At 63.3% G+C, this 22,666-nt stretch carries 16 protein-coding genes; 14 read left to right on the top strand and 2 right to left on the bottom strand.

The window, feature by feature from the left end:
* The first annotated feature begins 2 nt into the window (after positions 1 to 2).
* The 10 genes from ABCN07_RS04965 (at position 3) to ABCN07_RS04920 (ending at position 13,154) form a co-directional block, all read left to right on the top strand.
* Positions 3 to 1,055: an ABC transporter ATP-binding protein gene (locus ABCN07_RS04965; protein WP_343005655.1), complete on the top strand. Its 1,053-nt coding sequence runs from the start codon at positions 3 to 5 to the stop codon at positions 1,053 to 1,055.
* Positions 1,056 to 2,048, top strand: coding sequence for an oligopeptide/dipeptide ABC transporter ATP-binding protein (locus ABCN07_RS04960; RefSeq protein ID WP_293814279.1), 993 nt, complete (start codon positions 1,056 to 1,058; stop codon positions 2,046 to 2,048).
* A 123-nt stretch (positions 2,049 to 2,171) separates the two neighbouring features.
* A complete protein-coding gene (locus ABCN07_RS04955) occupies positions 2,172 to 3,434 on the top strand; it encodes a M20 family metallopeptidase (RefSeq protein ID WP_343005654.1) in 1,263 nt (420 codons plus the stop codon).
* Positions 3,435 to 4,922: a peptidase S10 gene (locus tag ABCN07_RS04950; RefSeq protein WP_343005653.1), complete on the top strand. Its 1,488-nt coding sequence runs from the start codon at positions 3,435 to 3,437 to the stop codon at positions 4,920 to 4,922. It begins immediately after the preceding gene.
* A gap of 9 nt (positions 4,923 to 4,931) precedes the next feature.
* Positions 4,932 to 5,612, top strand: coding sequence for a hypothetical protein (locus ABCN07_RS04945; RefSeq protein WP_343005652.1), 681 nt, complete (start codon positions 4,932 to 4,934; stop codon positions 5,610 to 5,612).
* A 448-nt stretch (positions 5,613 to 6,060) separates the two neighbouring features.
* Positions 6,061 to 7,137, top strand: coding sequence for a phenylalanine--tRNA ligase subunit alpha (gene pheS, locus ABCN07_RS04940; protein WP_343005651.1), 1,077 nt, complete (start codon positions 6,061 to 6,063; stop codon positions 7,135 to 7,137).
* Positions 7,138 to 7,285: 148 nt separating this feature from the next.
* A complete protein-coding gene (gene pheT / locus ABCN07_RS04935) occupies positions 7,286 to 9,748 on the top strand; it encodes a phenylalanine--tRNA ligase subunit beta (protein WP_343005650.1) in 2,463 nt (820 codons plus the stop codon).
* 138 nt (positions 9,749 to 9,886) lie between these two features.
* Positions 9,887 to 10,702 carry a hypothetical protein gene (locus ABCN07_RS04930; protein ID WP_343005649.1) on the top strand — a complete coding sequence of 272 codons (816 nt, stop codon included), beginning with the start codon at positions 9,887 to 9,889 and terminating at the stop codon, positions 10,700 to 10,702.
* A gap of 364 nt (positions 10,703 to 11,066) precedes the next feature.
* Positions 11,067 to 11,801, top strand: a complete 735-nt coding sequence (locus ABCN07_RS04925; RefSeq protein ID WP_317284978.1) for a GntR family transcriptional regulator — start codon at positions 11,067 to 11,069, stop codon at positions 11,799 to 11,801.
* A gap of 162 nt (positions 11,802 to 11,963) precedes the next feature.
* Positions 11,964 to 13,154, top strand: a complete 1,191-nt coding sequence (locus tag ABCN07_RS04920) for an iron-containing alcohol dehydrogenase family protein (RefSeq protein WP_343005648.1) — start codon at positions 11,964 to 11,966, stop codon at positions 13,152 to 13,154.
* Positions 13,155 to 13,343: 189 nt separating this feature from the next.
* Here the strand turns inward: ABCN07_RS04920 and pyk are convergent, their stop codons facing one another.
* Together pyk and ABCN07_RS04910 are read right to left on the bottom strand one after the other, a co-directional pair.
* Complete coding sequence (pyk, locus tag ABCN07_RS04915) at positions 13,344 to 14,825, bottom strand: pyruvate kinase (RefSeq protein WP_343005647.1); 1,482 nt, start codon at positions 14,823 to 14,825, stop codon at positions 13,344 to 13,346.
* A gap of 162 nt (positions 14,826 to 14,987) precedes the next feature.
* Positions 14,988 to 15,980: a 2-hydroxyacid dehydrogenase gene (locus ABCN07_RS04910; RefSeq protein WP_293814269.1), complete on the bottom strand. Its 993-nt coding sequence runs from the start codon at positions 15,978 to 15,980 to the stop codon at positions 14,988 to 14,990.
* A gap of 514 nt (positions 15,981 to 16,494) precedes the next feature.
* Here ABCN07_RS04910 and ABCN07_RS04905 point away from each other — a divergent pair.
* The 4 genes from ABCN07_RS04905 to ABCN07_RS04890 all read left to right on the top strand — a co-directional run bounded on the left by ABCN07_RS04905 (position 16,495) and on the right by ABCN07_RS04890 (position 22,664).
* Positions 16,495 to 19,176, top strand: coding sequence for a cation-translocating P-type ATPase (locus ABCN07_RS04905; protein WP_343005646.1), 2,682 nt, complete (start codon positions 16,495 to 16,497; stop codon positions 19,174 to 19,176).
* A gap of 3 nt (positions 19,177 to 19,179) precedes the next feature.
* Positions 19,180 to 20,367, top strand: coding sequence for a ribosome small subunit-dependent GTPase A (gene rsgA / locus ABCN07_RS04900; protein ID WP_343005645.1), 1,188 nt, complete (start codon positions 19,180 to 19,182; stop codon positions 20,365 to 20,367).
* A gap of 363 nt (positions 20,368 to 20,730) precedes the next feature.
* Entirely contained in the window at positions 20,731 to 21,432 is a 702-nt protein-coding gene (locus ABCN07_RS04895) for an SAF domain-containing protein (protein ID WP_343005644.1), read from the top strand.
* Positions 21,432 to 22,664 carry a P-loop NTPase gene (locus tag ABCN07_RS04890; RefSeq protein ID WP_343005643.1) on the top strand — a complete coding sequence of 411 codons (1,233 nt, stop codon included), beginning with the start codon at positions 21,432 to 21,434 and terminating at the stop codon, positions 22,662 to 22,664. The genes ABCN07_RS04895 and ABCN07_RS04890 overlap by 1 nt, the downstream gene beginning before the upstream one ends.
* Positions 22,665 to 22,666: the final 2 nt, after the last annotated feature.

The following is a 22,666-nucleotide window of genomic DNA, read 5'->3' as shown; positions in this document are numbered from 1 at the left end:
CTATGAGCGAGAACAACTCTCAGGCTACCGAGACCAACGCAGCTACCGAGCAGGTCTCGGAGCATCTTGTTGAGGTCCACGACCTTAAGACGTACTTCCACACGGCTGCCGGCGTCGCCAAGGCCGTCGATGGCGTGAGCTTCACGCTCGATCGCGGTAAGACCCTTGCCATCGTGGGTGAGTCTGGCTCCGGCAAGTCCGTCACCTCGAGCTCTCTGATGCACCTTCTGCCCAAGACCGGCAAGATCGAGGGCGGCAGCGTCATGTTCGACGGCAAGGACATCGTGCATGCCACCGAGGCTGAGCTCCGTGAGCTTCGTGGCAAGGATATCTCGATGATCTTCCAGGACCCGATGACGGCCCTGGACCCGGTGTTCAAGGTTGGCACCCAGATGATCGAGAACATCCGCCTGCATGACGGTCTCGACAAGGAGGCCGCGCGCAAGCGTGCCATCGAGATGCTCAAGCTCGTGAGCATCCCCAACCCCGAGAAGCGTATGGACTCGTATCCGTACGAGCTCTCCGGTGGTATGTGCCAGCGCGTCATGATCGCCATGGCAATGAGCTGCCACCCCAAGTTCATCATCGCCGATGAGCCCACCACCGCCCTTGACGTGACGGTGCAGGCCCAGGTCCTGAGCCTGCTCAAGGGCCTTCAGGACACGCTCAACACGGGCATCCTCCTTATCACGCACAACCTCGGTATCGTCTGGCAGATGGCTGATGACGTTATGGTCATGTATGCGGGCCGTACCTGCGAGTATGCCCCCATGGAGGAGCTCTACGCCAATCCGCTGCACCCCTATACCTGGGGCCTGCTGGATTCCATGCCCAAGCTCTCGGATAAGGCGAAGACCGACCTCAAGACCATTCCGGGTGTTCCGCCCGATCTGAGGCTCACCGGCACCTGCTGTAACTTCTACAACCGTTGCCCCTACGCCTGTGAGAAGTGCAAGCATGAGGTCCCGCCGCTGGTCGAGGTCAAGCCTGGCCACTTCGTGGCGTGCCACAGGCAGAACGGCGAGGAGAGCCTCGTTCGTGGGGAGGCGAACTAAATGGCCAACGATAATGTGATTCTTGGCATCAAGAACCTTAACAAGGAGTTCCGTCTTCGTGGTGACGGCCTCTTCGGCAAGCCTCAGACGCTTCATGCACTGTCCGGTGTTTCGCTTGATGTCTATGAGGGTGAGACCCTCGGCATCATCGGCGAGTCCGGTTGTGGCAAGTCGACCCTTGGACGTTGCATCGTTGGTCTCCATGAGCCCACGAGCGGCGAGATCATCTATAACGGCCAGGATATTTCCAAGCTTAAGGGCGCCGCGCGCAAGCCCGTGCACAAGGATCTTCAGATGATCTTCCAGGACTCCTATTCGAGTCTTGACCCTCGCTTCACCGCGGCGGCTTCCATCGAGGAGCCGATGGTCATCCATGGTATCGAGCCTGATGCCGCGAAGCGCCAGCAGAAGGTCCTCGACCTTATGAAGGAAGTCGGCCTCGACATCCAGCACCTGCAGCGCTACCCGCATGAGTTCTCCGGTGGCCAGCGCCAGCGCATCAACGTTGCTCGCGCCCTCTCGCTCGATCCGAAGATCATCGTGTGCGACGAGCCCGTCTCCGCGCTTGACGTGTCTATTCAGGCCCAGGTCCTGAACCTCTTCCGTCGCCTCCAGCGCGAGCGTGGCCTGACGTACATCTTCATCAGCCACGACCTCTCGGTGGTCAAGCACATCTCTGACCGCGTGGCCATCATGTACCTCGGTCGCGTCATGGAGATCTCGCCTGCCCACAGCATCTATGAGAACCCGCTGCACCCCTACACGAAGGCTCTGCTCTCGGCTATTCCGCCCGAGAATCCCTTCGAGCGTCACCCCGAGATGAAGCTCGAGGGCGAGATTCCCAGCCCGGTGGGCGAGCAGGTCGGCTGCCCGCTGGCTGGCCGTTGTCCCAACGCCACGGAGCGCTGCCACCACGAGCGTCCCGCGCTCATGGAGGTGGAGGACAACCACCGCGTCGCGTGCTTCCTCTACCACGATAAGGTCGCGGAGTAGGTCTATTATTTTGGGGCCAGTCGTTTCCGGCTGGTCCCTTTCTGTTTTGTCTGCAAGTCTTGCGTTTGTCTAATGGCTGGCGTGTCCGGGATTCGGCGCGCCATGAGAGAAAGCGGAATCGTAGTGTCGATTACGAAGAAGCAGCTTCACGAGGCTGTACTTGCTCACCAGGACGATCTGCTCAAGCTTTGCCAGCAGCTTATCCAGATCAAGAACCAGAGCCCGATTGATGACCAGGAGCCCGCTATCAAGTTCGTTCGTGACTACCTTGCCGAGCACGGCATCGAGTCCGAGCGCCTTATTGCGGACAGCGGCGAGGACTATCCTGTCGTCTATGCTCACATTGGATCCGAGGACGGCTTCCGCGTCGTTCTGAACGGTCACGTTGACGTCGTGCCCGTTGGCAATCTTGATGGCTGGGACTTTGATCCCTTCGGCGGCGAGATTCGTGACGGCAAGATGCTCGGCCGTGGTACCTCTGATATGAAGTGCGGCCTCGCGGTTCTGCTCTTCTCTATGGCCATGCTGAACGAGGCTGACGTTGACCTCAAGGGCGATATCCGCCTGCACGTCGTCTGCGATGAGGAGATTGCCGGCTCTGGCACCAAGTGGTTCTGCGAGAACGGCTATGCCGACGGCGCTGATGCCGTCATGATCGGCGAGCCCACCGGCCACGACACGATCGAGATTGGCCAGAAGGGCATCCTCCACCTCACGTTCACCGCTCATGGCGTGCCCGGCCACGGCTCGACCGGCAACTACAAGGGCGATAACGCCATCAACAAGCTCGCGAAGGTCATCCCCTTCATCGACGAGATCACCGCTGTTCCCGGTCACTATGACGAGTCCCAGGCTCGCGCTGTCAAGAACTCTCGCACCATCGCCGAGCGCACGATCGGCACTCCTGGTGTTGGCAACGTCATCGACCACTGCTCCACCAACGTCGGCATCATTCAGGGTGGCGGCAAGATCAACCAGGTGCCGGACTTTGCTTCCTGCAGCGTCGACGTTCGCCTGCCGTATGGCTGCAAGCACGAGGAAGTCGTTGCCGCGGTCGATGCCCTGATCGCCAAGAGCGGCGTCGAGGGCGTCGAGGCCAGCTATAACTGGATCGCCGAGGGCAACTACACCGACGATGAGTCCAAGCTGGTCACGAGCCTCAAGAAGAACATCGAGGACGTCTGGAACGAGGAGTGCCTGCCGGCTTACCAGTGGGCGAGCTCTGACGCCGCGCACTACCGCGCGCTCGGTGCCCCGACGATCCAGTTTGGCCCGGCCAACAACGAGGGCATCCATGGCTACAACGAGGATGTCGACGTTATCGATATCGTTCACTCGGCGGAAATCTACATGCTGTCGCTCTGCGACATGCTGGGGGTGGAGTAAATGACTGACGAGAAGTGCTGCTGCGGCATGGACGCTGCGACTGACGCCAACGCCGTTCCCGAGGCGAAGCGCACCGAGGGCCTGGTTTGGCAGTATGGCGACGAGCACATCGAGTACGCCGCCGCCGCTGGTCACCTCGACATCTATGACCCCGCGCGCGTGCTCGAGGGCAAGATGTTCAATGTGAACTACGTTGCCTCCAGCGTTAACGGCGAGGCCGTGGACTCCTCCAAGCGCCCCGTGACGTTTGCCTACAACGGCGGCCCGGGCTCTGCGTCCGTGCCCATCAACTTTGGTGGCCTTGGCCCGAAGCGTGTTGTGAGCGAGGGCGAGAAGTTCGCGAGCGCCTCCTATGAGGTCGTCGACAACCCCGGCACGCTCCTGCGCGAGACGGACCTCGTGTTCCTGGACGCTCTGGGCACCGGCTGGTCTTTCGTCGCTGATGGCTATGACAAGAAGCGCGTCTACGGCCTTGAGGAGGATGCTCGCACGTTCTGCCGTGCCATCGTTCGTTGGCTTGACGAGAACAACCGCTGGGACAGCCCCCTCTACATCTATGGTGAGTCCTACGGCACCATGCGTTCCTCCGTCCTTATGCGCTATCTCGGCGAGGCCGGCGTGCCGCTGGCCGGCGTCGTGATGCTCTCTGCGTACTTTGACTGGTCGCAGAACCTGCCGGGCAATGACCTGTACTACCTCGGCATGCTTCCGAGCTTCGCCTCGACGGCCCAGCACTTTGGCGTCACGGGCCAGGGCGTCGATGTCGACGAGTGGTTCGATGAGGCGAGCGAGTTCACCGCGAACGAGTATGCCCCGTCTCTCATGAAGGGCGACCGCATCGACCCGGAGGAGAAGCGTCGCATCGCCGAGAAGATGGAGCACTACATCGGCATCCCCGCGGACTTCCTGCTCGCTCACAATAACCGCATCGAGCTCGAGGACTTCCGCGCGAACATCGTGCGCGACCGTGGCCTGATGTGTGGTCGCCTCGACATGCGCTACACCGAGACCATGACGCTGCCCGTGCAGCGCAACACCTTCTACTTCGCCTGCGAGGATCCGGCGTCCCACGCTCTCGAGAAGGTCTGGTACGGCGCGTTCCGTAGCTTCCTCCGCAGCACGCTTGGTTACGTCAACCCCGCCGAGTACCGTTTGTCCGTCTGGAGCGAGATCGGTATCGGTTGGAACTGGGTCCACGACGAGCCCGGCATGGACGACACCAAGACCGCCGCTCCCAACCTCGCGTTCGACATCGCCACGGCACTCCGTCGTAGCCCGACGACCAAGCTTGCCATCCTCGGTGGCCGCTATGACGCCGCGACTCCCTGGTGGAACATGGACCACACGATGTCGCAGCTGTTCCTCCCGGCAGAGCTCAAGAGCCGCATCACCTACCACCGCTATGGCTGCGGTCACATGGCATACACCGATGTCCCGACCCTCATGCAGATGGTCGACGACATGCGCGAGTTCTACGCCGCGGAGTAGGTTGCCCTTATGGATGTGAGGACGCTAGGGATCGTTCTGGTTATCGTGGCCCTTCTTGGCAGCGTTGCGGGGAGGCTCGTCAGGGGTCGTGCCGTCTCGAAGGCGCAAGACCAATTCATGGCGGGGGACTTCGAGGGAATGATCAAGACCCTCGATGGCGCTGCGGCGAAGACGGGCCTTCCGCCGTTCAACCTCCACTACATGCGTCTCAACGGTTTTGAGGCAATGCAGGATGTCGAGGGCGAGAAGACCGAGCTCAACGTGCTGTTGCGTATGCGCTGCACCGACGTGCAACGTCGGTTGGTGCTTGCTCGCGCGATGAACTTCTACGAGATGCAGAAGGATCGCGAGGGTGCCGAGCACGTGCTTGAGCTCATGGAGAGCTTCGAGGACAAGGATTTGCTCCGCGACGCGCGCCAGACGTTCGCCATCGTGTTCAAGAACAGCTTCGCCTACATCGCCGAGATGGAGCACCAGCTTGCGGATGCGGAGCCGGACGAGAAGGCGAGACTCAACTACTTCCTGTCTCTCCAGTACGAGAACAAGGGAGATGAGGCTCGAGCCAAGGAGCATCTCGACCGCGTGATGTCTGTGTTTGGGGCTGTTCCTGCGAACCCGACGGATTTCAGTGACGAGGCTGACAAACCCGAGAACTCTGGGGATTCCGAGACGGTCTCCAACGAAGAGTAGACAACTTCGCTAAAAGCGAGGCGAGGAGGGGTGTATGGCTTTTGCCATGCACCCCTCCTTTGTTGCGAGCTGGGCGTAGAGCTGGTAGCTGTGCTAATATTCCTCCTTAGGCAATGACGGAGAGGTTTGGCTGTCGCGTCGCCAGCGGATAAGAGATGGGGCCCACCGGCTGAGAGGTCCCTCCAAGGTTGACGGCCAGAGTTCACTCCACCAGCCGCGAACTGAAAGCGCCATGCGTCAACGCGCGCAAGTAGGGGAGCCGTCCGCCCCACGAGACGGGGAGAAGAGCGGGTACGTCGGGCAAGACATCCGACGGCCAAGCAAGGTGGTACCGCGGAGACTCATCCGCCCTTGCTCGCAAGAAGGCGAGCAAGGGCGGTTTTTTTTGTCGCGCACTCTCGCCAAGGAAGGCGGGCGCGAGCCCGCGAACGAAAGGGGCATGAAAGGCATGACGATCATTGACGACCTCAAGGCCATCGAGGCCGAGGCGCACAAGGGCATCGGCAACGTCGCCGACCTTGCGGAGCTCGACCGCGTTCGCGTCGCGGTGACGGGCAAGAAGGGTTCTCTCACCGGTGTCCTCCGCCAGATGGGCCAGCTCTCTCCGGAGGACCGTCCGAAGGTGGGCAAGCTCGCCAACGAGGTTCGCTCCCGCATCGAGGCCGCCCTCGAGGAGCGCAAGCACGAGCTCGAGCACGCGGCCCTCGAGGCGCGCATCGCCGCCGACTCGGTCGACGTGACGCTTCCCGGTCGTGTCCCGTCCGTGGGCACGCAGCACCTCATCTCGCAGATTATCGAGGAGATTGAGCAGATCTTCTGCGGCATGGGCTACACCGTCGAGGACGGTCCCTACATCGAGACCAGCTATTACAACTTCACCGCGCTGAACGCGCCGCTCGACCACCCGAGCCGTAGCGCCCGTGACACCTTCTATGTCGAGGACAACAACCCTGGCAGCCTCGATCACTCCGAGGTCCACGCCAACGGCGAGTCCGACATCCTCCTGCGCACGCAGACCTCCGGCGTCCAGGCTCACACGATGGAGGCCCAGAAGCCACCCATCTACATGATCTGCCCGGGCACCGTCTTCCGTCCCGACACGCCCGACGCGTGCCACCTCCCGCAGTTCAACCAGATCGAGGGCCTCGTCGTGGACGAGGGCATTACCTTCGGCGACCTCAAGGGAACCCTCGACTACTTCTGCCGCGAGATGTTCGGCAAGGACCGAGCCACGCGCTACCGTCCCCACTTCTTCCCGTTCACCGAGCCCTCCTGCGAGGTTGACGTGTCCTGCGGCGTTTGTGGTGGCAAGGGTTGCCGCTTCTGCAAGAACACCGGCTGGCTTGAGATCCTCGGCTGCGGCATGGTCGATCCGAACGTTCTCGACAACTGCGGCATCGACCACGAGAAGTACACCGGCTTCGCCTTCGGCATCGGCGCCGAGCGCGTCGCCGCCCTCCGCTACGACCTGCCTGACCTGCGCATGCTGATGACGGGAGATATGCGTTTCCTCTCCCAGTTCTAACCCCCAGGCTTTCCGCAGCACGCCATCTGGTCCCTCAAACCGTCGCTTGCGTGCCTTGGCACGCGGCGCTCCTCTTTCGGGCCCATCTGACGCACCGCAGAAACCCTGGTTTGATCCCGATGTATCTGCGCTATAGAAAGGTATTCACATGCGCATCTCATATGAGTGGCTCGGCTCCATGGTCGACCTCCCGGCCGATCCCAAGGTCCTGTACCGCGAGCTCATCCGCACCGGCACCGAGGTCGAGACGATCGAGCGCGTTGGCGCCGATCTCGACCATGTCGTCGTTGGCCAGGTCGTCTCGAAGCAACCGCACCCGGATTCTGACCACATGTGGCTTTGCAAGGTCTCCGTTGGCGCCAGGAACGTCGACGCGGACGGCAACCCCGTTCCGCTGCAGATCGTCTGCGGCGCCCAGAACTTCGAGGAGGGCGACAAGATCGTCGTCGCGATGATCGGCGCGGTGCTCCCCGGTGACTTCAAGATCAAGAAGAGCAAGCTTCGCGGCGTGGAGTCCTGTGGCATGAACTGCTCTGCTCGCGAGCTCGGTCTCGGTGGCGACCACTCCGGCATCATGATCCTTCCCGAGGACGCCCCCGTGGGCATGGACTTCGCCGAGTACCGTGGTCTGTCCGACACCGTCCTTGACTGCGAGATCACGCCCAACCGCCCGGACTGCCTCTCCTATGTGGGCATGGCTACCGAGGTCGGCGCGGTTCTCGACGAGGACACGCACATCGAGCTTCCTGCGATTCAGCACGAGGAGGGCCCCAAGTCCTCTGACCTCGTCGACGTGCGCATTGACGCCCCCGAGCTCTGCTCTCGCTACGTGGCCCGCGTCGTCCGTGGCGTGAAGATCGGCCCGTCCCCGGACTGGCTCGCGCGTCGCGTTATCGCCGCTGGCAGCCGTCCCATCAACAACGTCGTGGACGTCACCAACTACGTGATGTACCTCACCGGCCAGCCGCTGCACGCCTTCGACCTCGGAAAGCTCTCTGAGCGCGACGGCCGTCGTCACGTCGTGGTCCGCGCCGCTCGCGATGGCGAGGAGCTCACCACGCTCGACAGCGAGGAGCGCAAGCTCACGAGCGACATGGCTGTCATCACCGACGACGGCGAGCGCCCCATCGCCCTTGCCGGCGTCATGGGTGGTCTCAACTCCGAGATTGACGACACCACCGTTGACGTCCTTCTCGAGAGTGCCTGCTTTGACAAGAGCCACATCTCCCGCACGAGCCGCAATCTCAACCTCATGAGCGAGGCCTCCATTCGCTACGAGCGCCAGGTCGACGCTGCTAACTGCGAGGAAGTCTCTGACATCGCAGCCGCCCTCTTCGAGAGCTGCTGCGGCGCCACCGTCTGCCGTGGCCGCGTTGACGTCTATCCCGTTCCCGTCGAGGCCGTCTGCATCACCCTTCGCGGCGATCGCGTCCGCGCTGTGTGCGGGGCTCCCATCACCAACGAGGAGATCTCCCACCTGCTTGAGCGCCTTGGCTGCGCCGTTGTTCCGCAGAAGGGCGGCAATGACTTCGAGGTCGTGGTGCCCACCTCTCGCCCGGACCTCACCCGTGAGGCCGACCTCATCGAGGAGGTCATTCGCCTGTGGGGCATGGACCGCGTCGAGCCGACGCTCCCCGGCGCCAAGAACCACCACGGTGGCCTCACAGTCGACCAGCAGCGCACGCAGCTCATCGGTCGCACGCTGCGCTCCTGCGGCCTCTCGGAGACCTTCACCTACTGCTTCGCGGAAGACGGTGATCTCGAGCGCGCAAAGATCACCGAGACTGGCCGTGGCGTGCCCGTTCGCATCATGAACCCGCTGCTCGCTAACAACTCTGAGATGCGTCGCTCGATTCTCCCGGGCCTTCTCCGCTCCGTCGCCTACAACCTCGACCACGGTGTTGAGAACGTCGCCCTCTACGAGCAGGGCCGCGTGTTCTTTGGTCATGCGAAGCGCACGCTTCCCGACGAGCCCCGCTACGTCTGCGGTGTGCTTTCCGGTGCTTGGGGCGAGGACGGCTGGAACCAGAAGCACGAGAAGCTCGATTTCTTCGATGCGAAGGGCATCGTCGAGCGTCTGCTCTCCGCGCTTCGTATCACGAAGGTTCGCTTCAAGCCGGCTGATGCCGAGGAGTACACCTGGCTGCAGCCTGGCCGCGCGGCCGAGGTCTATGCCGGCGGCGAGCTCATCGGCTGGGTGGGCAACGTCCACCCCGTGAGTCTCGATGCCTTTGGCATTGACGCGGACGTCATTGCCTTCGAACTCTCCGAGCCGCATCTCCTGCGTCTTGCCCAGCGCGAGCTGCCGTATGTCGACGTGCCCACGCTTCCCGCCATCACGCACGACCTTGCGATCGTCGTTGACGAGAGCGTCACGTGCGAGACCCTCATGCAGCGTCTGACCAGTGCTGGCGGTAAGCTGCTCGAGAGCGCCCGTCTCTTTGACGTCTATCGTGACCCGGTGCGTGTGGGCCTTGGCAAGAAGTCGATGGCCTTCCAGCTCACCTATCGCTCGAACGACCACACGCTTACGAGTGAGGAGGTCGAGCGCGCGCACGCGAAGGTCGTGAAGAAGGTCTGCGCCTCTACGGGCGGCGAGGTGCGCTCCTAGAGCGACGGGGCAAGCTCCGAGATTCGATGACGTTTGACTTGCGATAGGCACGGACGTCGTTGCTCGTTAGTTTTCCTGAACGTTAGGGGGTCGTCACATTTGTGGCGGCCCCCTTCGCGTGCGTGCTACCATGGGCCTATGCCTAGTTGGAACGTACATACCGCCCATGTTCAGCGCTTGCTCAAGGAGGGGCCGGCCTCCTCCTTTGGCATCCGTGACGTCGATGCATTTCTGTTTGGCAACTATGTGCCAGACGTATACGTGGGCTATATGCTGCCGCATCCTTCCGGCATTCTGCCGTATGCGCTCACCCACTTTGCGGACCCATGTGCCATTCCCATTCCTCGCGAGCGCGAGTTCTGGGATCTCTACGTAGAGCCTACCCTCGAGATTCCTGCGGATGTGCCCATTGGCCCCGCGGCCATTACGGTGGAGGAGGGCGTGAGGATCTCTCGCGCGGGTGGATCCTTCATCATTCCGGCTAGTCAGCCGACGCACGATGAGGTGGCGAAGCGCCTGTCCCATCCTGGCTATCGGGCAAGCGACGTCGTGCTGGGTGCCTGGGCGCATCTGCTCTGTGACAGTGTCTATAACACGGCGACGCACGCTTGGCTCGAGCGCTATCACGTGCCAACGGGCGAGGCGACTCGCATTCGCAAGCAGGGAGATTTCGATAAGTTTGGGCGTACCCTGCCCATCACGCTGACCTGCGAGGCGACCGCCGCGGTGCTTGCCCAGGCGGCGGAGTTTCCGCAGTATGCGCTCCGTGAGCGGGACGTGACGCGTTCCGTTGACGTGGCACGCGGCATTGTCGAGGATAACCAGCGCAACCATATTGATGGCACACCTGAGTACAGCCTGTTTACCAGCGATTTCTTCTTTGAGGTGTTTGAGCATGCGACTGATCTGCTCGTCGAGCGCCTGAGTGACTACGCGAGGCGCGTCTCGGCGTAGGGCTATTGGCCCGGTCCCGCGCGTCTCCACGGCGAAGTTGACCATCTCGTCCACGGCGAAGTTGACTATCCCGTCCACGACGAAGTTGACCATCCTGTCTATTTGAAGGCGTGCTTCCTGCGAGGTTGACCATTCGTTGATTGCTTGGGTATTGCGTCTCCTGTTGCGTAAACGCTTACTTGCTCAATAAAGAATTACTACTAAAACCGCAGGTAGAGTTTGGTTGACTAGTCGTGTAATTTTAGGCTTAACGATTGCCTGGGAGTCAACTTCGGGGTTACACTTCAGCCAGAACTAGTCAAGTTGCTGGGGGCCGTAGAGCGCTCCTGACGCCGGGCACTTGGCACTCATGGGAAGGCACGCAATGGCTGACTTCGAGAAGAAGGACACCTCGCTGCTCTACGTGCAGGTAGCAGACTATGTTCGTGAGAAGATTTACTCCAAGGAGTGGGGTGTTGATGAACGCATCCCGTCCGAGCACGAGCTAATGGCCATGCTCCACCTCTCTCGCGGTACCGTTCAGAAGGGCATTCGCTCACTTGTCGAGGAGGGCCTGCTCGTTCAACAGCGTGGTCGCGGCACCTTCGTGATCCAGCCGGTCATGGCTCGTCCCTCGGGCAACAAGCTCCACTCGTTCGCGGAGTCCATGAACGAGCAGGGCATCGAGTACGTGACCCGTGTGGTTGAGAAGCGCATTGACCGTGCCAACCGCGTCTGCGCGCAGAACCTCGGCATTGCGGAGGGGTCAACTTTTCTCTACCTCATGCGCGTCCGCTCCGTTGCGGAGCAGCCCGTCATGCTCATCGAGAGCCGCATTAACCTTGAGCCGTGCCCTGGCCTCGAGAACGTCGACTTTGAGCGCGAGGGTCTGTTCGATGCCGTCGAGCGCACGAGTGGCCAGCCCGTTGGGGATGCGGAGATGACGTACAGCGCTCGCGCCGCGGGTAAGAGGCGTGGTCGCTGGCTCGAGTGCGGCGAGCGTTCCCCGGTGCTTGATCTTGACCAGCTCGTACGCCTCGAGGACGGTACACCCGTGGAGTGGGGTAGCGTCTGGCTCCCCGCAAACCGCTGCGTGATCAGCTCCGTTCGTACGAGGTAATGGCCTTTTAAACAGTGTGTTTGCCGCGCTCTCTTTTGACCCTTCTTTGATGTCGCCGTCGGGATTGTTAATCCTTGACGGCGACATTTCTCATGTCCAACAACGCCTTTCTCCAAGAGGGCTTGGCTTGTCTTGACTGTCACCATCGGGGGAAGGACGTGCATGGAGCTTACGACTATCAACTACCTGCCCAGCTACACCGTGGGTGTTGATGCCTATAAGGCAGTGCCCGAGGTCACGCGCCGCTTCGGGCGCAAGGCCGTCGTGATTGGCGGAAAGACCGCTATGGAGAAGGCCGGCCCGCGCCTCTCGGACGCTCTTGAGGGCACAGACGTCGAGATACTCGGCTTCATCTGGTATGGCGGCCAGTCCACGCACGCGTCGGCTGCTCGAATCGCCCAGGATCCGCGTGTCGCCGAGGCTGACATGGTCTTTGGCATGGGCGGCGGCCGCGCCATCGACGAGAGCAAGGAGATCGCGGAGCTCGCTGGCAAGCCCCTCTTCACGTTCCCCACCGTCGCCTCGAACTGCGCTCCCGTGACGGCGATCGGCGTCTTCTACAAGGAGGATGGCTCGGTCGATAACTACTTCCTGCCCAAGGAGCCGCCCATCCACTCCTTCATCGACACGAAGGTCATCTCGGAGAGCCCTGACGACTACTTCTGGGCGGGCATCGGAGACGCGCTCTCCAAGCAGCCTGAGGTCGAGCTTTCGAGCCGAGACCTCGACCTGCCCCACACGCCGCTCATGGGTCGTGCGCTCGCGGTGTCGTGCGAGCGCCCTCTGCTCGACTATTCCGAGAAGGCCCTCGCGGATAAGCGCGCGGGTGAGTCGAGCTATGAGTTCGAGCAGATCGTCCTCGACATCATCGTCTCCACGGGCCTCGTCTCGAACATGACGACGAACCTCGGTGCCGCCGAGGGCGCCTACTACTTCAATTCGAGCACGGCGCATGCCTTCTATAACGCCTATACGGGCATGGGGAAGGCAGCGGAGCGCCATCTTCACGGAGAGGTCGTCTCGTTTGGCGTGCTCGTTCTCAAGGCGTTTGATGACCAGGCGGAGAGCCTCGTCGAGTACGCGGCGCTTAACCGCACCCTTGGTCTCCCGGTGACCCTTGGCGAGCTTGAGTGCGGTGAGGATGCGCTTGAGGGGATCGTCGAGCGCGCTCAGAAGACCAACGAGTGGGGCCGCGCTCCCTATGGCTTCACTCCCGAGCGATTCAAGATCGCCATCCTCGACGCGGACGCGTATGGCAGGGCCCTCCTTGCCGGGGACGCCGCGGGCCAGGCCAGGGCGCTTGAGGCGGTCCATGCGCATCGTTGCGTGGAGCCCACGCCCCGTAAGCTCTAGAGGCTTCGGCCCCGCTTGCACACGCGCGTTCGCGCAAACAGCTGGCTCGACACATGAAAGGCGCCCCGAACCTGATGGCTCGGGGCGCCTTGTTGTCACTTGGGAGTGACTGATTCGCGTTGCGACCTGCGTCGCGACTTATGGCCTAGTGGCTTTGCGCCGGCCGTCAATGGCTCTTTGGCGCGAGGCTTACAGCTCGTGCTTGTTGCCAGCGACAGCTGCTTCGCCAGAGGGGACCTGCGCCACGAGCAGCATGTTCGTCGAGGTGATGTAATCACCCTGGGACGGCGCGGTGTGCGGGTCGCCGGCGGTGACGCAGACGAGGTCGCCCTCGTTCACGAGGCCCTTCTTGTGGATGAGGTCGAGGGCCTGGCGGACGGTCACGTCAATGGCACCCTGGGCGGTTCCGGGAAGGACGGTGACGCCCCAGTAGAAGCAGCACTTACGGACGGTCTCATCGTGCGGGGACACAGCAAAGATCGGCAGCTTCGGGCGGAAGTTGGAGATGAGGCGGGCAGTGCGGCCGCTCTCGGTGGGGGCGACGATGCACTTGGCACCCACGCGGTTGGCGGTGGTCACAGCGGCGAAGCCGATGGAGCCGTTGACGTCACGGACGCCGCCGCGCTCGTGGTAGCTGTGACGCTCGGGCAGGAACTGCTCGGTCTCGCGGCAGATGGAGGCCATCATCTTCACGGCCTCGACCGGATACTTGCCAGCGGCGGTCTCGCCGGAGAGCATGACGCAGTCCGTGCCGTCCATGACGGCGTTGGCGACGTCGTTGACCTCGGCGCGCGTCGGGCGCGGGTTGCGGATCATGGAGTCGAGCATCTGCGTGGCGGTGATGACCGGCTTGTAGGCGGCGTTGCACTTGCGGATCATTTCCTTCTGCGCGTGCGGCACCTTCTCGGGCGGAATCTCGATGCCGAGGTCGCCGCGGGCGACCATGCAGCCGGAGGCGTGGGCCAGGATGTCGTCGAAGTTCTCGATGCCGAGGGCGCACTCGATCTTCGGGTAGATCGAGACGTTGTCGCGGCCGTGCTCGTGGCAGATCTGGCGGATCTCCTCGACGCCCTTGCCGTCGCGGATGAAGGAGGCGGCGATCGCGTCGATGCCGACCTCGCAGCCGAAGATGATGTCCTCGCGGTCGCGGTCAGTCACCGCGGGGAGGGAGATGTCGACGCCGGGGATGTTGACACCCTTGCGCTCGCCCAGGTCGCCGGAGTTGGCGAGGGTGCAGTGGATGTCGGTGCCGTCGATGGAGTCGACGTCGAACTCAAGCAGGCCATCGTCGATCAGGATACGGTCGCCCGGCTTGATCTCGTTGGGGAGGTTCTTGAAGTCGAGGGAGAAACGCTCGTGGTTGCCGATGACGTCATCATCAGTGGTGATGATGGTCTTGTCGCCGGTCTCGAAGTGGACCTTCTCGCCGTTCTCGAGCACGCCGGTGCGGACCTCAGGGCCCTTGGTGTCGAGCATGATGGCGACGGGGATGCCAAGCTCGGCAGAGACCTTGCGGACGCGCTCGACGCCGGCACGGTGGTAATCGTGGGAGCCGTGGGAGAAGTTGAAGCGGGCGACGTTCATGCCGGCCTTGATGAGCTCGGCGAGGACGGCCTCGTCTTCGGTGGCCGGACCCATGGTGCAGACGATCTTGGTCTTCTTGGACTGCATTTCTTTCCTTTCGCGTGACGAGTGCCGGACCCCATGCCTGACACCCGGGGGCGGAATGGGGGTTCCGCCTGCTCGGCGCGGGCGACTTTTGCGCGCGCCTGGCTGCCCAAAGGGGCTAGATATTAAAAGCGCTGCCTCGTCGGGGAGGGCAGCGCGGGTTTGCTAGCAGACGACAGCGGGCTTGGGGAGCTCTTCGCCATTCATGAACGCGGTCGCGTTGTCGAGCGTGGTCTTGGCGATCGAGGCGAGGGCTTCCTTGGTGAAGAACGCCTGGTGGCTCGTCATGACGACGTTGGGGAAGGAGCACAGCGTCGAGGTGACGGACTCGATGATGGTGTTCGAGCGGTTGCGGAAGACGTTGTCGCCCTCCTCCTCGTAGACGTCGAGGCCGGCCGCGCCGATCTTGCCGGAGCGGATGCCCTCAATGAGGGCCTTGGTGTCAACGAGGCCGCCACGGGCGGTGTTGATGAAGATCACGCCGTCCTTCATCTTGTCGATGGCGTCGGCGTTGATCATGTGGCGGTTGCTGTCGAACAGCGGGCAGTGCAGGGAGATGAGGTCGGACCTGCGGAGGAGCTCGTCAAGCTCGACGTACTCGACCATGCCCTCGAGGGAGGGGTTCTGGTAGACGTCATAGCCGAGGACCTTCATGCCAAAGCCGTTGCAGATGCGGACCATGGCGGCGCCGATCTTGCCGGTGCCGACGATGCCGGCGGTCTTGCCGTGGAGGTTGACGCCGAGGAGGCCCTGGAGGGAGAAGTCATTCTCGCGGACGCGGGCGTAACCCTTGTGGATGCGGCGGGCTGCGCAGAGGCCCAGGCCGATGGCCTGCTCTGCGATGGCCTCCGGCGAATAGGCCGGGACGCGCAGGACCGTCATGCCGAGGTCCTTGGCGACGGGCACGTTGACGGCGTCGAAGCCGGCGGAGCGCATGAGGACGAGCTTCACGTCAAAGCCGCGAAGGATCTCGAGCGCCATGGCGGAGGCGTCGGAGTTGACGAAGGCGCAGACCGCGTCATAGCCGCGAGCGAGCGAGGCGGTGACGGGCGAGAGGTCGGCCTCGATGTAGTCGATCTTGATGTTGGGATAGTTCTTGAGTTGGGCGTCGAAAGAATCTCGGTCGTAGTCACGGGCGTCGTAGAAGAGGATTTTCACGCTGCCTGACTCCCTCCTGGATCGTTGTTGGGCACATGGCCCTTCCATTCCATACTCCAAGAGGAATTGTAAAACATGAAGCGTGGTCGAATGTGCTAGCAACACGTAAAGACTGAATGAATAATCGCAGCTAGATACGGTTGACTTCGATGCGATAGGCATTTACATGGCCCTTGATGGGGCCTGGCCTCCAGCTTTTGCGTGCAAGTTGACAAAGGGGCAGTCCCTTTGTCGGCCCGCGCCGGCGCGCAGGGGAGGCGAGCCGTTGAAGCTGAAAAAGGGACAGTCCCTTTTTCAGTCGCGCGGAGTCTGCGTGGTGGCGGCAGGCTCCCTAGCGTCTGGTTGCGTGGTTTGAGAGCATGGCGTGCTTGATTGGTGAGAGCCCGTCGAGTTGGGTATCATTGAAAAGATTTGACAACGCGCGAACCACGGCAACCTTGATGAGCCCTTGCCCTTCCTGGGAATTATGATCGGGCATCAATCTGGCTCGCGCCTGAAAACCAGGAGGGCAATCTTGAGAGAATACCTATCTACATCCGCCGAGGTCCTGAGCGCTCAGGAGACTGACGCCACCGCTGGTCTCACCAGCGCGGAGGCCGCGTCCCGTGCCGCGAAGTTCGGCCCCAACAAACTTAAGGAAGAGGAGAAGACCCCGCTGTGGATCCGCTTCTTCCAGCAGATGGCCGATCCGATGGTCATCATGCTCATCGCTGCGGCGGCCATCAGCGCGGTGACGGGCGCCATTCAGGGCGAGGTCGACTTCGCGGACGTCATCATCATCATGACGGTCGTCATCATCAACTCCGCCCTCGGCGTCATCCAGGAGGCTAAGAGCGAGGAGGCCCTCGCGGCCCTGCAGGAGATGAGCGCCGCGCAGTCCAAGGTCATGCGCGACGGCAAGCTCGTCATGCTGCACTCATCCGAGCTCGTGCCCGGCGACGTCATCCTGCTCGAGGCCGGTGACTCCGTCCCGGCGGACTGCCGCGTGATCGAGAGCGCCTCCATGAAGATCGAGGAGGCGGCGCTTACCGGCGAGTCTGTCCCGGTCGAGAAGCATGCCGGGGCCATCGAGCTCGCCGCCGATGCCGATGACGTGCCCCTGGGTGACCGCAAGAACATGTGCTACATGGGCTCCACCGTGGTCTACGGCCGCGGCCGCGCCGTTGTCGTTGCCACGGGCATGGACACCGAGATGGGCAAGATCGCGGGCGCTCTCTCGGACGCCAAGGAGGAGCTCACCCCGCTCCAGGTCAAGCTCGACGAGCTGTCTCACATCCTCACCAAGCTCGTCATCGTGATCTGCGTCGTCATCTTTGCGGTCGACGTCCTCCGTCACGGCTTCGGCAACATGGCCGAGGAGCCCACGCTTCTGCTCAACACCTTCATGGTGGCCGTGTCGCTCGCCGTCGCCGCCATTCCCGAGGGCCTCGTCGCCGTCGTGACCATCGTCCTGTCGCTCGGCGTCACCAAAATGGCCCGTCGTCAGGCGATCATCCGCAACCTTTCCGCGGTCGAGACCCTCGGCTGCACCCAGGTCATCTGCTCGGATAAGACGGGCACCCTCACGCAGAACAAGATGACCGTCGTCGATCACCTGCTCGCCGCCCCCGAGGAGAAGCTCCTCTCCGGCATGGCCCTTTGCTCTGATGCCAAGTGGGATGCCGAGGCTGGCGAGGCCGTGGGCGAGCCCACCGAGTGCGCTCTCGTGAACGACGCGGGCAAGGCGGGCCTCACGGGCCTTGTCGAGGAGCACCCGCGCGTGGGCGAGGCTCCGTTCGACTCCGGCCGCAAGATGATGTCCGTCGTGGTGGAGACTCTCGACAATGAGTTCGAGCAGTACACCAAGGGTGGCCCGGACGTCGTGATTGGCCGCTGCACCTCGATCTTCGATGGGGACAAGATCGTGCCCCTCACTGACGAGAAGCGCACTGAGCTCCTCTCGGCCAACAAGGCCATGGCAGACCAGGCCCTGCGCGTGCTCGCGCTTGCTTGCCGCCACTACGAGGCCAAGCCCACGAACTTCTCCGCTGACGCCCTTGAGCAGGACCTTACGTTCTGCGGTCTCTCCGGCATGATCGACCCTGAGCGTCCCGAGGTGGCCGCCGCCATCGACGAGGCCCACACCGCCGGCATCCGCACCGTCATGATCACGGGCGACCACATCGACACCGCCGTGGCAATCGCCAAGAACCTCGGCATCATCGAGGATCGCTCGCAGGCGATCACCGGCGCCGAGCTTGACCGCATGACGGACGAAGAGCTTGACGCCCACATCGAGGACTACGGTGTCTACGCCCGCGTCCAGCCCGAGCACAAGACGCGCATCGTCGAGGCATGGAAGAGCCGTGACATGATCGTCGCCATGACCGGCGACGGCGTGAACGACGCTCCCTCCATCAAGCGCGCCAACATCGGCGTGGGCATGGGCATCACCGGCACCGACGTTACCAAGAACGTCGCCGACATGGTGCTTGCGGACGACAACTTCGCCACGATCATCTCCGCGTGCGAAGAGGGCCGTCGCATCTACGACAACATCCGCAAGGTCATCCAGTTCCTGCTCTCCGCGAACCTCGCCGAGGTCTTCTCGGTCTTCGTCGCCACGCTCGTTGGCTTCACGCTGTTCCAGCCGGTCCAGCTGCTGTGGGTTAACCTCGTGACGGACTGCTTCCCGGCTCTGGCGCTGGGCATGGAGGACGCCGAGGGCGACATTATGCGCCGCAAGCCGCGCAAGGCCTCTGACGGCGTCTTCGCTGGTCACATGGGTCTCGACTGCGTGGTCCAGGGCATCATCATCACGGTGCTTGTCCTCGCGAGTTTCTTCGCGGGCGTGTACTTCGACATGGGCTACATCAACATCGCGGACATGATTGCCGGTACCGCGGATGAAGAGGGCGTCATGATGGCGTTCATCACGCTCAACATGGTCGAGATCTTCCACTGCTTCAACATGCGCAGCCGTCGTCAGTCGATCTTCACGATGAAGAAGCAGAACGGCTGGCTCTGGGCCGCCTCTGCCCTCGCGCTCGTGCTGACCCTCATCGTGGTCGAGTTTGAGCCGCTCTCGATGATGTTCTTTGGTGTGCCGGGCCTCGAGCTCAAGGGCTCCCTCACCGCGCTGGGCATCGCCTTCCTGATCATCCCGTTCATCGAGATCTACAAGGCCATCATGCGCTCTGTGGAGAAGGAAGACTAACGCATGGGAAAGAGACCGGCAAAGAGCAGGTCAACCAAGCAGCCGAGGCGTCGCTCCCACGGGGGCGGCGCCTCGCGCGCGTCTCGCGACGAGATCCTGGCGGGGCTGCCTGCCGTGGATGAACTGGCGAACGTGCCCGGTTTTGGTGACGTGCGACCGAGCGACGAGCAGCTTGCTGCGTTCGAGGGCGCGCGGGAGCGCGTGGCCTCGCGCCTGGGCGATGGCGTCGCCGCAACCCTCGCGTTGGGCTGCGTGGTGCGCCTCGACAGGAGCTTCCCGCTCGTGGCGTGCGAGGGCGTGACGCTTCGCGCGGAGCATGCCGTGGACTTCGCGAAGGGCGCTGCCGCCGAGGCGGGCATCATGCCGACCGTCGGCGATTGGGTAGCGGTCGCCGTTGACCCCACGCACGACATGGGCGTCATCCACGAGGTTCTTCCCCGCAGGTGTGCGTTCGCGCGGTGGCGCGGAGGCAAGCGCGGAGAGTTCCAGACGCTCGCGGCGAATCTCGACGAGGTCATCATCGTGGCGGCCCTGGGCGAGGGGGAGCTCGCGCTTGCGCGCATCGCGCGTTCGCTCGTGCTCGTCCGTGACTGCGGCTGCCGCGCGTCCGTGGTGCTCACCAAGGCGGATCGCAAGGGAACGGCGGAGGAACTCGAGTGCGATGTCGAGCGCGTTCGCAGGCTCGCAGGCGAGGGCGTCGACGTCGTGGTGACCTCCTCTGCCGAGGGTGAGGGCCTGGATGGCGTGCGCGCCCTTGTGCCGGAGCAAACGATCGCCCTTATCCTGGGGGAGAGCGGCGCGGGCAAGTCGACGCTGCTGAACGCCTTGCTCGGGCAGGACGCTCTTGCCACGGCTGCTGTTCGCGAGCGCGACGATATGGGCCGCCACACGACGGTCGCGCGCATGATGGTGAAGCTTCCGGGTGCGGGCGTTATCTGCGACGCGCCGGGCCTCAGGAGCCTACCGCTTGTGGGTCACGAGCGCGGCCTTGCGCTTGCGTTCCCCGAGATTGCCGAGCTTGCGGGCGAGTGCAGGTTCCACGACTGCACGCACGGCGAAGAACCGGGCTGTGCCGTGAGGGAGGCCGAGGCGGCGGGCGAGCTCGATGGGATACGGCTCGAAGCGTATCTCGCACTTGCCGCGGAGATGCGCAGGAGCGCGGACACGCTCGATCCGGACGTGACGCTGTAGGCGCTGGGCGCCTGGCGTGGTCCGGGCGAGCGGGCGGCGCGGTCCGGGCGAGCGGCGCGGTCGGTGCGAGCGGGCGGCCGGGGCGGCCCGGGCGAGCGGACGGCGGAATCAAGACAATAAAGATTTTTGAGCTGGCGAGTGTCTTTCTGGGGCGCTCGCCAGCTTGCTTTTATAAGCGTTCTACCTGCGAAAACCATAGTTATCAACAGTCTGTTTGACGCACTATGACACGTTTTGCGCAAAACGTGTTGGGAACGTGTCTGATTTGGGTTTGAGCGCGTGGGACTTTCTCGCGAGCGAGCCATTTTCGGGACCGCTTTCAGGCGATGATTCCGCCACGTTCAACGAGTGGCGGGAGGAACCATGAAGCGAAGGGTCAGGCTTGCGACGTCCGCGGCGTGCGGCGTGCTCGCGATGCTGCTTGCGGCAGCCGCGGCTGATGCTGCGCGTGCGGAGGTGAGGTCCGAGCGCGCGGAGGTGCTCGAGCGCTATGGCGGCGAGGTCACCCAGCTCGTGGTCGCTCGCAGGGAGTTGCCAGCGGGAAGCGTGCTTGCCGAGCCAGACCTCGAGATGCGCGAGTGGCTCGCAGACCTCGCGCCCGCAAAGGCGGTGACGAGCTTTGATGACGTGGTGGGAGTCCGTCTTGCCGCGTCGGTGAGTGCCGGCGAGCCCTTGACGGAGCTGGACGTCGCCGCCACGGAGGGCGCCATCGAGGTGCCAGAGGGGCGAGTTGCCGTCAGCGTGAAGATCGGCGATAAGTCTGGCGTCGCGGCGGATACGCCGGCGGGGTCGCGCGTGCTCGCCTACGTGTCTTCGGCTTCGGGCGTAAAGCTTGTTTCGGCGGATGTGATCGTGCTCGGGGCATCCAGTGCATCCGCCTTTGGAGGGACGGACGGGCTTGTAACCCTCGCGGTCGATCCCGAGCATGTCACGACGATTCTCTCCGCCGGCGCCGATGGCAGCCTGCGCCTAGCGCTTCCTGCCGATGACGTGGAGTTTGAGGAGGATGGTGTGACTCCCGTTGCCCCGACCTCCGTCCCTCCCGTGACGGGGGATGAGGCGTGATGGCGAACTGGGCTATTTGTTCTGGCAAGCGAGAGGCTGCCGCTCTCGAGGCGTATGCACGCACTTGTGACGCCGGTGCCACCATCTCGTGCGTTGGTGACGCAGTGGGCTTTAGAGAACGGCTTCGCGGTGACTTGAGGGGTGCTACGGCCCTCGTTGCCGAGGGTGCGCGCGGACCTGCTGCGGTAAATGTCGCGGCAGCCGTCGCGGCGGACGGGGGCGCCTCACAGGTGGTGCTTGCCGTGCCGCACGCGTCTGGCTCGCTGCGTTCCCGCGCCAAGAGTGCCGGCATAGATCGCGTCATAACTGAGGAAGAGCTTGCCGCCGCCCGTTCGCGGGAGGCTGTGGAACGCAAGACGATGGGGATCGCGGGCGTTATGGCTGCGGGTCGGGCGGCGGCAAGCGAGCGGCGGCAGGGCGTGCCCGTGGTCACGTTCGTCTCGGGTAGGGGAGGCGTGGGCAAGTCGACCATCGTTGCGACCTGCGCCCACGTGGCGGCGTCATGGGGGCTCGACGTGGCCTGCCTCGACCTCGACCTCGCCTTTGGCAACCTCTCCGCGCTTGCCGGTGCCGAGAGGCCCGCTGACCTGGCGCAGGTGGCGACGGGTGCGCTTGATGACGAGGCGTTCGAGTCTCTCGGAGCCGTGGCGGGCGACCGCGTGCGTGTTTGGGGTCCTTGCCGCGAGCCGGAGTATGCGGAGTGCGTGCAGCCGCTTGCCGCGGATATCATCGCGAGGCTAACCCAGAGTCATGATCTCGTGCTCGTCGACACTTCGGCAAGCTGGGGAGATGCGACGGCGTCTGCCGCGCAGGCGGCTGACAGGCTCGTGATTGTCTCTGATGACCGACCGGGCGCGATCGCGGCGCTTGCTCGCTGCGGCGGGCTTGCCGTTCGTCTCGGTATCGCGCGTACGAGGATCGTGCGCCTGATGAATGGTTGCGACCCAAAAATGCGAGACGAGTCGTTCGTCGCGCGTGCGGCCGTCGGGCTTGAATGCGCCCGCGAGGTGCGCGTGCCAGATGGCGGTCTTGAGGTCGTTGAGCTGCTCGCAACTGGTGGGTCATCCGAGCTAGTGACGCTCGACGGCGCGATGCCTCGTGCCGTGGCCCATGGCCTTGCAGCGGTCTTGAAGGAGCTTGGGCGTCTTCCTGAGGGCGACGCGCCGGCGCGCGCCCTTGCGGGTGGGAAGTGCCAGCGTAGGCTCTTCGGCCGCGTGCGGGAGGCGAGCTAGGG

Origin of the sequence: Collinsella sp. 1033st1_E11_1033SCRN_220408, assembly GCF_039062465.1 — a bacterium.
Taxonomy (GTDB): Bacteria; Actinomycetota; Coriobacteriia; order Coriobacteriales; family Atopobiaceae; genus Parolsenella.
Note: the sequence above shows the minus strand (reverse complement) of the source record. Positions and strands in the feature narration are given on the sequence as shown.

Coding starts and splice junctions, on each gene's coding strand:
- ABCN07_RS04965 (WP_343005655.1), top strand. CDS start 3: ATGAGCGAGAACAACTCTCAGGCTACCGAGACCAACGCAGCTACCGAG.
- ABCN07_RS04960 (WP_293814279.1), top strand. CDS start 1,056: ATGGCCAACGATAATGTGATTCTTGGCATCAAGAACCTTAACAAGGAG.
- ABCN07_RS04950 (WP_343005653.1), top strand. CDS start 3,435: ATGACTGACGAGAAGTGCTGCTGCGGCATGGACGCTGCGACTGACGCC.
- ABCN07_RS04945 (WP_343005652.1), top strand. CDS start 4,932: ATGGATGTGAGGACGCTAGGGATCGTTCTGGTTATCGTGGCCCTTCTT.
- pheS (WP_343005651.1), top strand. CDS start 6,061: ATGACGATCATTGACGACCTCAAGGCCATCGAGGCCGAGGCGCACAAG.
- pheT (WP_343005650.1), top strand. CDS start 7,286: ATGCGCATCTCATATGAGTGGCTCGGCTCCATGGTCGACCTCCCGGCC.
- ABCN07_RS04930 (WP_343005649.1), top strand. CDS start 9,887: ATGCCTAGTTGGAACGTACATACCGCCCATGTTCAGCGCTTGCTCAAG.
- ABCN07_RS04925 (WP_317284978.1), top strand. CDS start 11,067: ATGGCTGACTTCGAGAAGAAGGACACCTCGCTGCTCTACGTGCAGGTA.
- ABCN07_RS04920 (WP_343005648.1), top strand. CDS start 11,964: ATGGAGCTTACGACTATCAACTACCTGCCCAGCTACACCGTGGGTGTT.
- pyk (WP_343005647.1), bottom strand. CDS start 14,825: ATGCAGTCCAAGAAGACCAAGATCGTCTGCACCATGGGTCCGGCCACC.
- rsgA (WP_343005645.1), top strand. CDS start 19,180: ATGGGAAAGAGACCGGCAAAGAGCAGGTCAACCAAGCAGCCGAGGCGT.
- ABCN07_RS04895 (WP_343005644.1), top strand. CDS start 20,731: ATGAAGCGAAGGGTCAGGCTTGCGACGTCCGCGGCGTGCGGCGTGCTC.
- ABCN07_RS04890 (WP_343005643.1), top strand. CDS start 21,432: ATGGCGAACTGGGCTATTTGTTCTGGCAAGCGAGAGGCTGCCGCTCTC.